Genomic DNA, 13,526 nt, shown 5'->3' with positions numbered 1-13,526 from the left:
CGGCCCGTCGAGAGGACCCCTCGTGCCCGCCGCCGCTCGCTCCGCCCGCCGCCGCGCACTCGCCGCCGTCGCCGCCCTGCCCCTGCTGATCGGCGCCCTCGGCGCCTGCGGCTACGGCTCGGAGAAGGACTCCGCCACCACCGGGTCCGGCTCCACCAAGGGAAAGAACACCGAGGGGAAGAAGCTGTCGGCGGACACCGTCCGGATCGGCTACTTCCCGAACATCACCCACGCCACGCCCCTGGTCGGCGAGCAGGAGGGGCTGCTCCAGAAGGAGCTGGGCGGCACCAAGCTTCGCTCGACCACGTTCAACGCGGGCCCGTCCGAGATCGAGGCGCTCAACGCGGGCTCGATCGACATCGGCTGGATCGGGCCGTCGCCCGCGATCAACGGCTACGTGAAGTCCAAGGGCAAGAGCCTGCGCATCGTCTCGGGTTCGGCCTCGGGCGGCGTGAAGCTGGTCGTCGACCCCAAGAAGATCTCCTCCCTGGACGACGTCAAGGGCAAGCGGATCGCCACCCCGCAGAAGGGCAACACCCAGGACGTCGCGTTCCTCAACTGGATCGCGGAGAAGGGCTGGAAGGTCGACCCGCAGAGCGGCAAGGGCGACGTCTCGGTCGTCCGCACGGACAACAAGGTCACTCCCGACGCCTTCAAGTCCGGTTCGGTGGACGGCGCGTGGGTGCCCGAGCCGACCGCGTCGAAGCTGGTCTCCGAGGGCGGCAAGGTGCTCCTGGACGAGTCCGCGCTGTGGCCGGACGGGAAGTTCGTCATCACCAACGTGATCGTGTCGCAGAAGTTCCTGGACGAGCACCCCGACGTGGTCGAGGCCGTGCTGCGCGGCTCGGTGAAGACCAACGCCTGGATCAAGGCGAACCCGGAGAAGGCCGAGGGCTCGGCGAACGCGGCGCTGAAGAAGCTCTCCGGCAAGGAGCTGCCCGCCGCGATCCTCGACCCGGCGTGGAAGTCCATCGAGGTCCTCGACGACCCGCTGGCCGCGTCGCTGGAGGCGGAGGCCGATCACGCCGTCAAGGCCGGGCTGCTGGAGAAGCCGGACCTTGCGGGAATCTACGACCTGACCGTGCTCAACAAGGTTCTCAAGGCCGAGGGCAGGCCCGCGGTGACCGCCGCGAAGCTCGGCAAGCAGTAGCCGCCCGCCCGTCGTATCCCGCCCCGCCCCATCCCCAGGAGGTGACCGGATGGCCCCGGCACTGACGACCGACAAGGCCGGCCCGGCCGAGATCGCGGACCGCGAGCCCGCGGCGGTCCGGATCGAGAACGTCCACAAGTCCTTCGGCCGCCCCGGCGCGGCCCAGCCCGTACTGGACGACATCTCCCTGGAGGTGCGCCCCGGCGAGTTCGTGTGCCTCCTGGGGGCCTCGGGCTGCGGCAAGTCCACGCTGCTGAACCTGGTGGCGGGCCTGGACCGGCCGACCGCCGGCACCATCGATGTGCCCGGCGGCCGCCCGGCGCTGATGTTCCAGGAACACGCGCTGTTCCCCTGGCTCACCGCGGGCCGCAACATCGAACTGGCGCTGCGGCTGCGCGGCGTGCCGCGCCCGGAGCGGCGGCCGGAGGCGGAGCGGCTCCTGGAGCTCGTACGGCTCTCGGGCGCGTACGGCAAGCGGGTGCACGAGCTGTCGGGCGGCATGCGCCAGCGCGTCGCGCTCGCCCGCGCCCTGGCACAGGACAGCCAGGTCCTGCTGATGGACGAGCCGTTCGCCGCGCTGGACGCCATCACCCGCGACGTCCTGCACCACGAGCTGACCCGCATCTGGTCCGAGACGTCGCTGTCGGTGCTGTTCGTCACCCACAACGTCCGTGAGGCGGTACGGCTCGCGGAGCGCGTCGTGCTGCTGTCCTCGCGGCCCGGGCGGGTGGCCCGGCAGTGGGCGGTGGACATACCCCAGCCCCGCCGCATAGAGGACGCGGCCGTGGCGGACCTTTCCGTCGAGATCACCGAAGAACTGCGTGGGGAGATCCGCCGCCATGGCCAGCACTGAGACGGGCCCCCTGAGCACTTCCGGCGGCCCGCACGACCTCGCCGGCCTGGAGGCCGGGCTCGACGCCCTGGAGACGGTGGAGGTCCGGCGCACCCCCTTCGCCCAGGTGCTGCTCCACAAGGTGCTGCCGCCCCTGACGGCCGTCGTCCTGGTCCTCGCGGTCTGGAAGCTGCTGGTCGTCGCGGAGGTCACCGACGACTACAAGCTGCCCGACCCGTCCGCGGTGTGGCACAGCCTTGAGGACCTGTGGCTGCGGGGCACGCTCCTGGACATCGTCTGGACGTCCGTCTCGCGCGGCCTGCTGGGCTTCGCCGCGGCGCTCGTGCTCGGCACGCCGCTCGGTCTGCTCGTCGCGCGCGTGAAGTTCGTCCGGGCCGCGCTCGGCCCCGTCCTGTCCGGGCTGCAGTCGCTGCCGTCGGTGGCCTGGGTGCCCGCGGCGGTGATCTGGCTCGGCATCACCGACGCGGCGATGTACGCGGTGATCCTGCTGGGCGCGGTGCCCTCCATCGCCAACGGCCTGGTGTCCGGGATCGACCAGGTGCCGCCGCTGTACCTGAGGGCGGGCCGCACGATGGGGGCGACGGGGCTGCGCGGCGCCCGGCACGTCCTGCTGCCCGCCGCGCTCCCCGGCTACATCGCGGGGCTCAAGCAGGGCTGGGCGTTCTCCTGGCGGTCCCTGATGGCCGCCGAGCTCATCGCCTCCTCCCCCGACCTCGGCCTGGGGCTCGGCCAGTACCTGGAGAACGCGCGCACCGACTCCGACATGCCGGGGGTCCTCCTCGGCATCATCCTCATCCTCTTCGTCGGCATCGCCATCGACCTGGCCGTCTTCAGCCCGCTGGAGCGCCGGGTGCTGCGGACGCGCGGACTGGCCGCGGCGAACCGATGACCGCGCCGCCCCTGCTCCTCGTCGCCCACGGCAGCCGCGACCCGCGCCATGCGGCCACCGTGCTGGAGCTGCGCGCGCGGGTGGCCGCGACGCGGCCCGGGCTCCGGGTCGAGGTGGGCTTCCTCGACTTCAGCGTGCCGAGCGTGCCGCGGGTGCTGGAGCGGCTGGCGGCGGAGGGGGTGCGCGACGTCGTCGCCGTACCCCTGCTGCTGACCCGTGCCTTCCACGCCAAGGCCGACATCCCGGCCGTGCTGCGGGCGGCGACGGCGGGGCTGCCGGGCCTGCGGGTGACGCGGGCTCAGGTGCTGGGGCCCTCTCCCCTGCTGACGGCCGCCCTGGAGCGGCGGCTGCACGAGGCCGGTCTGCCGCTCGGCGACCGGCGCCCGACCGGGGTCGTCCTGGCCTCGGCGGGCTCCTCCGACCCGGAGGCGAACGCGGTGATCGCAGACATCGCGCGGGAGTGGCGGCGTACCGGCTGGTGCGCCGTGCGGCCCGCGTTCGCCTCCGCCTCCCCGCCGCACGTGGCGGACGCCGTGCGCGCCCTGCGCGCCGAGGGGGCCCGCCGGGTGGCGGTCGCCCCGTACGTCCTCGCGCCCGGCCGGCTGCCGGACCGCATCGCGCAGGGGGCGGCGGAAGGCGGCGCGGACGTCCTGGCGGACGTGCTGGGGCCGGCGCCGGAGGTGGCGGCCCTGGTGGTGCGGCGCTACGAGGAGGCGGCGGCGGGAGGCGTGCTCTCCCCGGCCCGGCCGGCCGCCCGCAGGCGTTCGGCCTGAGTACGGCCGACCTCCGAGCCCTTGTGCAGGTAGTCGCCGATGACGGCGAGCTCCTCGTCCCCGTAGCCGTCGAGGAGCGCCCGGAAGGCGCCGCCCGGCACGTCCCAGGCCGCGCTGATACGGGTCTGCGCCGCGGGGGCCAGGGCCACCAGGGCGCGGCGGCGGTCACCGGGGTCGGCGCGGCGCTCCACGAGGCCGGCCTTCTCCAGGCGGTCCACGAGGCGGGTGGCCGAGCCGGGGGTCAGGCCCGCGAGCCGGGCGACCTCGCCGGTGCTCAGCGGCTCGCGCTCCATGGCCAGCAGGCTGAGGCACTGCAGGTCGGTGGGGTGGAGGCCGAGATGGTCGGCCATGGCCTGGTTGAACAGCGTCCAGGCCGCGTAGTGCCGGCGGCTCTCTTCCCTGATCCGCTCCACCAGCTCCGCACGCTCGGGCACCGGTCCGCTCCGCTCTCCGAAAAATACTTGCGCGACGCAATGTCTGCTCGCCACAATGATTGCGCGACGCAATGTGCGTCTCGCGAGCATTTTACGTACTCCTCGCACGCCGTGCATTCCCTGCACCGCCTGCGTTCCCCGGAAGGGCACCCCAGAACATGACCACCCTCGTCACCGGCAGCCGCGGCCGCGTCGGCCGCGCACTCATCGACCTCCTGCACACCCGCGGCCACGCCGTCCGGGCCGCCTCCAACGCCCCCGGCGAGCTCGCACTGCCGGACGGCGTCCCCTCGCTGCGTCTCGCGCTCGACGAGCCGGAGACCTTCCCCGCGGCGCTCGACGGCGTCACCTCCGTGTTCCTGTACGCGGAGGGCTCGCACACCGCCGCCTTCGCCGAGGCCGCCGCGAAGGCCGGCGTCCGGCACATCGTGCTGCTCTCCTCCAGCTCCGTGCACTACCCCGACCCCGCCACGCACCCGGTCGCCCGCCCGCACTGGGAGGCCGAGCAGGCCCTGGCCGCCGGGCCGGTCACCGCGACGTTCCTGCGGCCGGGCGCCTTCGCCACCAACGCGCTGGGCTGGTCCCGCGCCATCAAGGCCACCGGCACCGTGGACCTGCCCTACCCCGGCGCGTACTCCGACCCCATCCACGAACAGGACCTGGCCGAGGCCGCGTTCACCGTCCTCACCGACCCCGCGCGGCAGGGCGGCGCGTACACCCTCAGCGGCCCGGAGGCCCTGTCCTTCCTCGACCAGGCCGAGCAGATCTCGCGCATCACGGGCGTGACCGTGACCGTCAACCGCGTCTCCCCCGAGACCTGGAAGGAAGCTGCGGGCCCCTACCTGCCCGGGCACTTCGCCGACGCGCTGCTCTCCTTCTGGAAGTCGTCCGAAGGCAAGCCCGTCGCACTCGCGGGAGGCGTGGAGGAGCTGACGGGCCGCCCGGCCCGTACGTTCGCGACGTGGGTGGAGGATCACGCCGCGGACTTCCGCGCCTGACGTGTTCTCAGGCGGCCTCGGCCGCCGTGCCGATCCCCAGGGCCACCAGGACGCCGCCCGTGGCGCGTTCGAGGTTGCGGCTGACGCGGGGGCGGCGCAGCCAGGTGATCATGCGTGCGGCGCAGACCGCGACGAGCAGCATCCACACCGCGGCCACGGCCGCGTCGATCACGCCGAAGAGCAGGGTCACCCCGAACGGCGAGCTCCCCTCGGGCAGGAACTGGGGAACGACGGCGACGAAGAAGACGCCGACCTTGGGGTTGAGCAGGCAGCTCAGCAGGCCCTGGCGGAACGCCTCGGCCGCACGCGGCGCGGGGGCGGCCCCGGGCTGCTCCTGCAGGGCGGCGGTCCCGGCCACACCGGACGCACCAGGGGTTCCGGTCGCGCCGGTCTCACCAGAAGTGCCGAACGCGCCTCCGCGGCGCGGGCGGTGGGCCCACAGGGCCTGGACACCGAGGAAGACGAGGTACGCGGCGCCCGCGAGCCGGACGACGGTGAAGGCCGCGTCCCAGCGCTGCAGCGCCGCCGCGAGGCCGAACGCCGCGGCCACGCCCCAGGCGAGCGAGCCGACCGCCGCGCCGAGGGCGGTGGCGCTGCCCGTACGGCGGCCGCCGCGCAGGCAGTTGCGCAGGACCAGGAGGGTGTCCGGGCCCGGCGCCATGGCCACCAGGAGGGAGAAGAGGGTGAATCCGAGTATCGCCGCCGTCACGCTGGACTCCTGTCTTCTTGAGGCTCGTGGGGTGATCGAGGCTCGTGTGATGACGGGAGCTTAACCAGGGGAGATTTCCGGGGGATCCTGCCCGGGCGCTGGGCATCGGGCGCCGGGAACGACCACGGCCGCCGCTTCCCGTGGGGGTGGGGAGCGGCGGCCGGCCGATGAGCTGGGGCTGCTACTCGGTGACCTTCAGCAGCTTGTTGGGCGTGCCCGCGCTCGGGTTGGAGATCTTGTCGGGCGTCGCACCCTTGACGAGCGCGCCGGCGACCTGCTCCGGCGTGGCGTCCTTGTGGGCGCCGAGGTAGACGGCGGCGGCGCCCACCACGTGCGGGGTGGCCATCGACGTACCGGAGATGGTCTTGGTGCCGGAGTCGCTGTCGTTCCAGTCGGAGGTGATGTCCGAGCCGGGGGCGTAGAGGTCGACCACGCTGCCGAAGTTGGAGAACTCCGACTGCTGGTCGTCCTTGGTGGAGGAGGCGACCGTGATGGCCTCCTTCACCCGGGCCGGGGAGCTGTTGCCCGCGTCGGTGGACTCGTTGCCCGCCGCGACGGCGAAGGTGACGCCGGAGGCGATCGCCTTCTGCACAGCCGCGTCGAGCGCCTCGTCCGCGCCGCCGCCGAGGCTCATGTTGGCGACCGAGGGGCCCTTGTGGTTCTTGGTGACCCAGTCGATGCCGGCGACGACCTGCTCGGTGGAGCCGGAGCCCTGGCCGTCCAGGACCTTGACGGCCACGATCTTGGCCTTCTTGGCGACGCCGTGCGCCGTGCCGGCGATGGTGCCCGCGACGTGGGTGCCGTGGCCGTTGTCGTCCTCGGCCTTGTCGCTCTTGTCGACGGCGTTGAAGCCGAAGGAGGCGCGGCCGCCGAAGTCCTTGTGGCTGATGTGGACACCGGTGTCGATGACGTACGCGGTGACGCCCTCACCGGCGCTGTCGGGGTAGGCGTACTTGCCGTCGCCCTTGGTCTCGGTCTGGTCGATGCGGTCCAGACCCCAGGAGGGCGGGGCCTCCTGGGTGCCGGTGGCCTTGAAGCGGTGGTTCTGGACGACCTTGGCGACGGCGGGGTCGGCCGCGAGGCGCTTGGCCTCCGTCTCGTCCAGGCCGCTGGCGGAGAAGCCGTGGATCGCCGAGTCGTAGGTACGGCCGAGCTTGCCGCCGTACTTCTGGGCGAGGTCGCCGCCCTGAGCGGACACGGACTTCGCACCCGCGGCGCTCTTGCCGTCCTTCAGCATGACGATGTAGCTGCCCTCGATCGCGCCCTTGGCGCCGGCGCCGTAGACGGTCCCTTCGGGGGCGGGAGCGGCGCCGGCCGGCAGAGCCATGAAGGTGGCTCCGGCGGTGACGGCGGCTGCGGCGGATATCGCCAGGACGGTCCGTCGCCGGCCGGTGCGCTTGTGTGCTGCCATGACGAGGTTTCCTCCTCGTGCGGTTGGTGTGGGGGGAATTGAGCATGTGTCACTACACGCCCGGAGTGACGGAAGGGGCCACTCCGGGGTGCTTCGAAACCCTGTCGGATTTGACGCGGGCAGTTCAACCCCCACGAGGTTTTGTGACATAGGCAACGTCGTTGCGTAATGCCAAACCCCTTTGAAGGAAGGCAATTTGGGCACTGACGGAGCATCAATTGAGCGCAGGGCAGGCGCCGATGAGACTTACGGCGGAGGGTCCGGCCGGAGGGTCGATAAGACGATACGTATCGTCCAGTGCTCGCTTTCCGGCCATCCGTGGCCGGGCGGGTAGCGTGACGGGTCGGATGACGAAAACGCGGCGATCGCCGCAGGTACGGGAGGTACGGGCGCAGTGACGGACGCGGTGGAGGGCACGGCATTCACGGAGCGGCGGGCGCGGGAGCTCCTCGCCGCGGCGGTGCCGGAGGCGCCGGTGGCCGACGCGTCACTGCTCGCGCTCGGCGAGAACGCGGTCTTCGCCGCCGGCGGGCTCGTCGTCAAGGTGGGCCGCGCCGCGGCGCTGCTGGAGCGGGCGCGCCATGAACTGCGGGTCGCCGCCTGGCTGGCGGAGCAGGGCGTCCCGGCCGTGCGCGCCGCCGAGCCCGCACCGCGGACGGCCGAAGGGCACCCCGTGACGCTCTGGCACCGGCTGCCCGAGGCAGTCCGCCCGGCAGGCACCGCCGACCTCGCCGGGCTGCTGCGCACCATCCACGCCCTGCCCGCCCCGGACTTCGCCCTGCCGCGGCGCGAACTGCTCGGTGGCGTCGAGCGGTGGCTGCGGCTGGCCGGGGACGCGATCGACCCCGCGGACGCGGCCTATCTGCGCGAGCGGCGGGACGGCTTCGCGGCACAGGCCGCGGCGCTGGTCCCGCACCTTCCGCCGGGCCCGATCCACGGGGACGCGCTCCCCCGCAATGTGCACATCGGCCCGGACGGGCCGGTCCTGGTGGACCTGGAGACCTTCGCGGGCGACCTGCGCGAGCACGACCTCGTCGTCCTCGCCCTCAGCAAGGACCGCTACGGCCTGCCGGCCGACGCCTACGACGCCTTCGTGCAGACGTACGGCTGGGACGTCCGGGAGTGGGCGGGCTGCGCGGTCCTGCGCGGAGCGCGCGAGACGGCGAGCTGCGCGTGGGTGGCCCAGCACGCTCCCGCCAACGGCGCCGCCCGCGCGGAGTTCGCTCGCCGGGTGGCGTCGCTGCGGGAGGGTGACGCGACGGTGCGGTGGTATCCGTTCTGAGGGCGGCAGCCCTCAGGGCTCCTGCCGGACGGGCAGTCCGCCGTCTGCGGGCCGTGCGTGGCTGGTCGCGCCCACGCGGCGGAGCCGCAAATCGACACAGCCCCGCGCCCCTTACGGGGCGCGACCCAGTGCGGTCAGTGCGGTCAGTGCGGTCAGTGCGGTCAGTGCGGTCAGCCGGCAAATCCTCCCGCCGCAACGGCGGGAAGCCACCGCGGCGAGGGTCCGGCGGCATACGAAGCCACCGGATCCGGTACGTGCACCGGCACCGGCACCCGCCGCGCCCCGGTCAGCGCAGGGGCCAGCGGCCGTCCACGCGTGCCGTGGCGTCCCCCTGGCGGCGGAGCCAGCCCTCGTACCCCCTCGCCCAGTCCGCGTACCACCGCTCCTGGTCCCGGTGGAGATCCCAGGGGGCGACTTCGGCCACCTGCGGATAGTGCTCGGCGAGGGCGCACGCCACCCGGACGGCCGCGAGGGCGTCCGCGCCGGCTTCGTGGGCGTCCTCCAGAGTCACGCCGTAGACCCGGCAGACGGTCTCCAGGTTCCGCTTGCCCTTGCGGTAGCGGTCGAGGGCGCGGTCCATGGTGAGCGGGTCCACGACCGGGCCGGTGCCCTCCCCGCCGGCGGCCGCGCCGCCCGCGGCCGTCAGCCGCTCCGCGAGGGAGGGCAGGCCGTGCCGCCGGAGCTCCGCCGCGAGGATGGTGAGGTCGAAGGCGGCGTTGTAGGCGACGACGGCGGCGCCCGCCGACCAGTGCGCGACGAGGATCTCCGCTATCTCGTCGGCCACCTCGCGGGCGGGCCTGCCGAGGGCCGCGCGCTCGCTGGTGATGCCGTGGATGGCCGCGGCCTCGTCCGGGATGGGGATGCCGGGATCGGCCAGCCACTCCCGGCGCCCGACGGGCTCCCCGCCCTTGGTCTCGACGACGGCCGCCGTGACGATCCTCGCCTCGGCCGGATCCGTGCCCGTGGTCTCCAGGTCGAAGCCGATCAGCAGCTCCTGATGCCACCCCATCGCGGTCCCCCTTCGTGGTGCTTCCCCCGACTGGTCCCCAGCGTCGCACGCCCCACTGACAGCGCCCCGCCCCGGCCTGCGGGAACGCCGTAGGGGGAGGCGTCGCGGGCGGAGTCGCAGTCGGCGGCGCAGGAGGCGCTCACGAGACCGGGCGCGAGTCCGCCCACACGCTCTCGAACTCCTCGCGGTAGGTCTCGAAGAGCCCGTGCTCGGGTTCGCGCCCGTCGCGGACGACGGTGCCGCCGCCGCGCAGCACCAGCACGGGGGCCTCCATGCCGCGGGCCTTGCGCAGGTAGGACTGGACGACGGCCAGCCCGTCCGAGCCGTCGCCGTTGACGAGGTAGGCGGTGAAGCGCGGGGTCTCGTCGAAGACGCGGATCTCGAAGGCGGCGGGGTCGCGCAGCCGGTCGCGCACGCGCCGCATGTGCATGATGTTCATCTCGACGGACCGGCTCATCTCGCCCTTCTTGATGCCCAGCTCCCGCTCACGGCGCCGCACGGCGCTGCTGGCGGGGTTGAGGAAGAGCAGGCGGGCCCGGCAGCCGGCCTCGGCGAGCCGGACCAGCCGGCGCCCCGAGTAGTTCTGGACCAGCAGGTTCAGGCCTATGCCGACGGCGTCGAGGCGGCGGGCGCTGCCGAAGAGGTCCTCCACGGGCAGCTGCCGCTGCAGCCGGACGCGGTCGGGGTGGACGCCCACGACGTCGGCGTAGCGGTCGCCCACGATGTCCTCGACGGCGTCGACGGGCAGCCGGTCGGCGGAGGACGCCCCGGTGCCGCTGCCGCCGCCGAGGATCGTCAGCAGGCGGCCCGCGGCCCGCTCGGCCTGGGCGAGGACGGTCTCGGACAGGGCGCGGTTGCGGGAGACGACGTTGCGCGTGACCTCCAGCTCGTCCAGTGCCAGTTCCAGCTCGCGCCGGTCGTCGAGGTACGGCTCGAAGCAGGGCCAGTGCTGGACGAGGAGCTCGCGCAGCTGGGGCAGGGTGAGGAAGCTGAGGACGTTGTCGTCGGCAGGGTCCAGCAGATAGCCCTTGCGGCGGCTGACCTCGCGCACCGCCACGGCCCGCTGCACCCACTCCTGCCCGGCAGGCCCTGCCGCGGCGACGACCCACTCGTCCTCGCCGTGCACCGGCTCGTAGACGGGCCGCAGCACGGCGGCGACGACGGCGCGCAGCCGCTGCTCCACGAGGTTGAGCCAGATGTACGCCCGGCCGGCCCGCCGCGCGCGGGTGCGCACCTCGCCCCACGCGTCGGCGTCCCAGTCCAGTGCGGCGCCGATCTCCACGGGGCGTGCCAAGGACACGGCGCCGGGAGGTGTGTCGGCCGAGCCGTCACCCCCGGGACTTCCGTCTCCAGGGGGCAGCTCCAGCCCGCCCGAGGTCACAGTGCACCGCCCTTCCGCCCCCGTCCAACGATCAAGGCAGACTACTGTGCGGGCGGGAGGGCCTGCACCCGGACGGGTCCGGTCCTCCGCCAACTCTCCCGTTCCGGAAACCTGTTGTCCGCCCGCCCGGCGCGGGGAGTGAGCCGTTTCATAGCGGCGGGGGCGCAAAACGCGCGGTGAGAGCCGTGCGGGCGCATCTCCGGGCGCGCCCGGCCGCCGGTTTCCGGGGCCGCAGGGGGCCGGTCCGCGCGGGGGCGCACACCCCGCGGGTCACCCGGTCGGACGAGCCGAAGGGGGCTGTGGTTGCGCTCCTTTTGGGGAAGATCTGGCGAAAGGGCGGCCTGTCGGCTCCGATTGGGCGAGGATGCCGCTTCGGCCCGTACGCGCGTATCGAACAGGACGGCCGGCGCGTACGGCGGCGAGGACGGCCCCCGAGTACAGCCTGGGACAACGGAAGAACGGAAGAGTCGATGCAGGTCTGGCCGGGACAGGCGTATCCCCTCGGCGCGACGTACGACGGCGCCGGCACCAACTTCGCGGTCTTCTCGGAGGTCGCCGAGCGGGTCGAGCTGTGCCTGCTGCACGACGACGGCTCGGAGACGGCGGTGGAGCTGCGCGAGAGCGACGCCTTCGTACGGCACGCCTATCTCCCGGGGGTGATGCCGGGTCAGCGGTACGGCTTCCGGGTGCACGGGCCCTACGAGCCGGAGCACGGCCACCGCTGCAATTCCGCCAAGCTGCTGCTGGACCCCTACGCCCGGGCGGTGAGCGGTGCGGTCGACTGGGGCGAGGCCGTCTACGGCTATCACTTCGGGCGGCCGGAGAAGCGCAACGACATGGACTCGGCGCCGCACATGATGACGTCGGTCGTCGTCAATCCGTACTTCGACTGGGGGGACGACCGCCCGCCGCGCACGGACTACCACCGCACGGTCATCTACGAGGCCCACGTCAAGGGTCTGACGATGCGCCACCCGGCGCTGCCGCAGGAGATCCGCGGCACGTACGCGGCGCTGGCCCACCCCGCGGTGATCGAGCACCTGACGGAGCTGGGGGTGACGGCCATCGAACTGATGCCGGTCCATCAGTTCGTCAACGACCACCGGCTGGTGGACGGGGGCCTGGCCAACTACTGGGGCTACAACACCATCGGCTTCTTCGCCCCGCACAACGCCTACGCCTCCTGGGGCGACCGGGGTCAGCAGGTGCTGGAGTTCAAGTCGGCGGTGCGGGCGCTGCACGCGGCGGGCATCGAGGTCATTCTCGATGTGGTCTACAACCACACGGCGGAGGGCAGCCACCTGGGGCCCACGCTGTCCTTCCGGGGCCTGGACAACGCTTCGTACTACCGGCTCGCGGACGACCCGCAGTACTACATGGACACCACCGGCACCGGCAATTCCCTGCTGATGCGCAGTCCGCACGTCCTGCAGCTCATCATGGACTCGCTGCGGTACTGGGTGACCGAGATGCGGGTGGACGGGTTCCGTTTCGACCTGGCGGCGACGCTCGCGCGCCAGTTCCACGAGGTGGACCGGCTCTCGTCCTTCTTCGACCTGGTCCAGCAGGATCCGGTGGTCAGCCGGGTGAAGCTGATCGCGGAGCCGTGGGACGTCGGCGAGGGGGGCTACCAGGTCGGGAACTTCCCCCCGCTGTGGGCCGAGTGGAACGGCAAATTCAGGGATACCGCGCGCGACCTGTGGCGCGGCGAGCCGGCCACCCTGGCGGAGTTCGGCTCCCGGCTGACCGGCTCCTCCGACCTCTACCAGGGCGACGGCAGGCGCCCCCTGGCCTCCATCAACTTCGTCACCTGCCACGACGGCTTCACCCTGCACGACCTCGTCGCGTACAACGACAAGCACAACCAGGACAACGGCGAGGACAACCGCGACGGCGAGAACCACAACCGGTCCTGGAACTGCGGGGCCGAGGGCGAGAGCGACGACCCCGCGGTGCTGGCGCTGCGCGAGCGCCAGATGCGCAACTTCGTCGCCACCCTGCTGGTCTCTCAGGGCGTGCCGATGCTCAGCCACGGCGACGAGTTCGCGCGCAGCCAGCGGGGCAACAACAACGCCTACTGCCAGGACAACGACGTCTCCTGGGTGCACTGGCCGCACCCCGGGGACGCCTCCTCCGCGCGTGCCCGGCGCATGCTCGCCTTCACCCGGGCGATGGTGTGGCTGCGCCGCGACCACCCGGTCTTCCGGCGCCGCCGCTTCTTCCACGGCCGCCCCGTGCAGGGCACCCACGACGACCTCTCCGACATCGCCTGGTTCACCCACGAGGGTGAAGAGATGCGGGACAGCGACTGGCAGGCGGCCCAGGCCAAGTCGCTGACGGTCTTCCTCAACGGCGGGGCGATCTCCGAGCCGGGGCCGCGCGGCGAGCCGGTCGTCGACGACTCCTTCCTGCTGATGTTCAACGCGCACGACAAGCCGCTCGAGTTCGTCGTGCCCGTCGACCACGGCAGGCTGTGGCAGGTCGTGGTCGACACCGCCGGGCCCGAAGGGGTGGCGACCGACGGGCCGAAGATCCGGGCGGGTGACCGCCTGACGCTGGCCGACCGCAGCCTCGCGGTGTTGCAGCGCCCGGCGTAGTTCCCTGCGGCAAGGCGGCCGCGACTGGGTACGTACGTTC

General features: G+C 72.9%; 12 protein-coding genes. 7 read left to right on the top strand and 5 right to left on the bottom strand.

Going from position 1 to position 13,526, the window contains the following annotated elements; all coding sequences use genetic code 11:
* Nucleotides 1-22: 22 nt before the first annotated feature.
* The 4 genes from IE241_RS01400 to IE241_RS01385 are packed head-to-tail and all read left to right on the top strand — an operon-like array spanning nt 23 to nt 3,665.
* On the top strand, nt 23-1,150 hold the full coding sequence (locus IE241_RS01400; RefSeq protein WP_190019692.1) for an aliphatic sulfonate ABC transporter substrate-binding protein: 1,128 nt from the start codon (nt 23-25) through the stop codon (nt 1,148-1,150).
* Between the two features lie 49 nt (nt 1,151-1,199).
* Nucleotides 1,200-2,003, top strand: a complete 804-nt coding sequence (locus IE241_RS01395) for an ABC transporter ATP-binding protein (RefSeq protein WP_190019691.1) — start codon at nt 1,200-1,202, stop codon at nt 2,001-2,003.
* Complete coding sequence (locus IE241_RS01390) at nt 1,990-2,892, top strand: ABC transporter permease (protein ID WP_190019690.1); 903 nt, start codon at nt 1,990-1,992, stop codon at nt 2,890-2,892. The genes IE241_RS01395 and IE241_RS01390 overlap by 14 nt, the downstream gene beginning before the upstream one ends.
* Nucleotides 2,889-3,665 (top strand): sirohydrochlorin chelatase, encoded by a 777-nt coding sequence (locus IE241_RS01385; protein WP_190019689.1) that lies wholly within the window; start codon nt 2,889-2,891, stop codon nt 3,663-3,665. The genes IE241_RS01390 and IE241_RS01385 overlap by 4 nt, the downstream gene beginning before the upstream one ends.
* Here IE241_RS01385 and IE241_RS01380 read toward each other — a convergent pair.
* On the bottom strand, nt 3,596-4,099 hold the full coding sequence (locus IE241_RS01380) for a MarR family winged helix-turn-helix transcriptional regulator (RefSeq protein WP_229898669.1): 504 nt from the start codon (nt 4,097-4,099) through the stop codon (nt 3,596-3,598). The two genes, IE241_RS01385 and IE241_RS01380, sit on opposite strands and share 70 nt — an antisense overlap.
* Nucleotides 4,100-4,257: 158 nt before the next feature.
* Here IE241_RS01380 and IE241_RS01375 point away from each other — a divergent pair, with 158 nt between their 5' ends.
* Nucleotides 4,258-5,097, top strand: coding sequence for an NAD(P)H-binding protein (locus IE241_RS01375; protein WP_190019687.1), 840 nt, complete (start codon nt 4,258-4,260; stop codon nt 5,095-5,097).
* 7 nt (nt 5,098-5,104) lie between these two features.
* Here IE241_RS01375 and IE241_RS01370 read toward each other — a convergent pair whose 3' ends face one another.
* Both IE241_RS01370 and IE241_RS01365 read right to left on the bottom strand, forming a co-directional pair.
* Entirely contained in the window at nt 5,105-5,806 is a 702-nt protein-coding gene (locus IE241_RS01370; RefSeq protein WP_190019686.1) for a LysE family translocator, read from the bottom strand.
* A 181-nt stretch (nt 5,807-5,987) separates the two neighbouring features.
* Nucleotides 5,988-7,217, bottom strand: coding sequence for a S8 family peptidase (locus IE241_RS01365; RefSeq protein ID WP_190019685.1), 1,230 nt, complete (start codon nt 7,215-7,217; stop codon nt 5,988-5,990).
* 394 nt (nt 7,218-7,611) lie between these two features.
* Between IE241_RS01365 and IE241_RS01360 the strand changes: the two genes are divergently transcribed.
* Nucleotides 7,612-8,499 (top strand): phosphotransferase enzyme family protein, encoded by an 888-nt coding sequence (locus IE241_RS01360; protein WP_229898668.1) that lies wholly within the window; start codon nt 7,612-7,614, stop codon nt 8,497-8,499.
* 286 nt (nt 8,500-8,785) lie between these two features.
* Here IE241_RS01360 and IE241_RS01355 read toward each other — a convergent pair whose 3' ends face one another.
* The gene (locus tag IE241_RS01355; protein ID WP_190019684.1) at nt 8,786-9,508 is read right to left on the bottom strand and encodes a 3'-5' exonuclease; all 723 of its coding nucleotides are present in this window, start codon (nt 9,506-9,508) and stop codon (nt 8,786-8,788) included.
* Between the two features lie 139 nt (nt 9,509-9,647).
* A complete protein-coding gene (locus tag IE241_RS01350; RefSeq protein ID WP_190019683.1) occupies nt 9,648-10,889 on the bottom strand; it encodes a DUF5919 domain-containing protein in 1,242 nt (413 codons plus the stop codon).
* A 470-nt stretch (nt 10,890-11,359) separates the two neighbouring features.
* On the opposite strand from IE241_RS01350, the gene glgX reads away from it, so the two are divergent.
* Nucleotides 11,360-13,486, top strand: a complete 2,127-nt coding sequence (gene glgX, locus IE241_RS01345) for a glycogen debranching protein GlgX (protein ID WP_190019682.1) — start codon at nt 11,360-11,362, stop codon at nt 13,484-13,486.
* The last annotated feature ends 40 nt before the right edge of the window (nt 13,487-13,526 follow it).

It is taken from the genome of Streptomyces hiroshimensis (genome assembly GCF_014650335.1).
Lineage (GTDB): Bacteria > Actinomycetota > Actinomycetes > Streptomycetales > Streptomycetaceae > Streptomyces > Streptomyces hiroshimensis.
The sequence above is the reverse complement of the archived record's forward strand: the minus strand, read 5'-3'. Positions and strand labels throughout refer to the sequence as shown.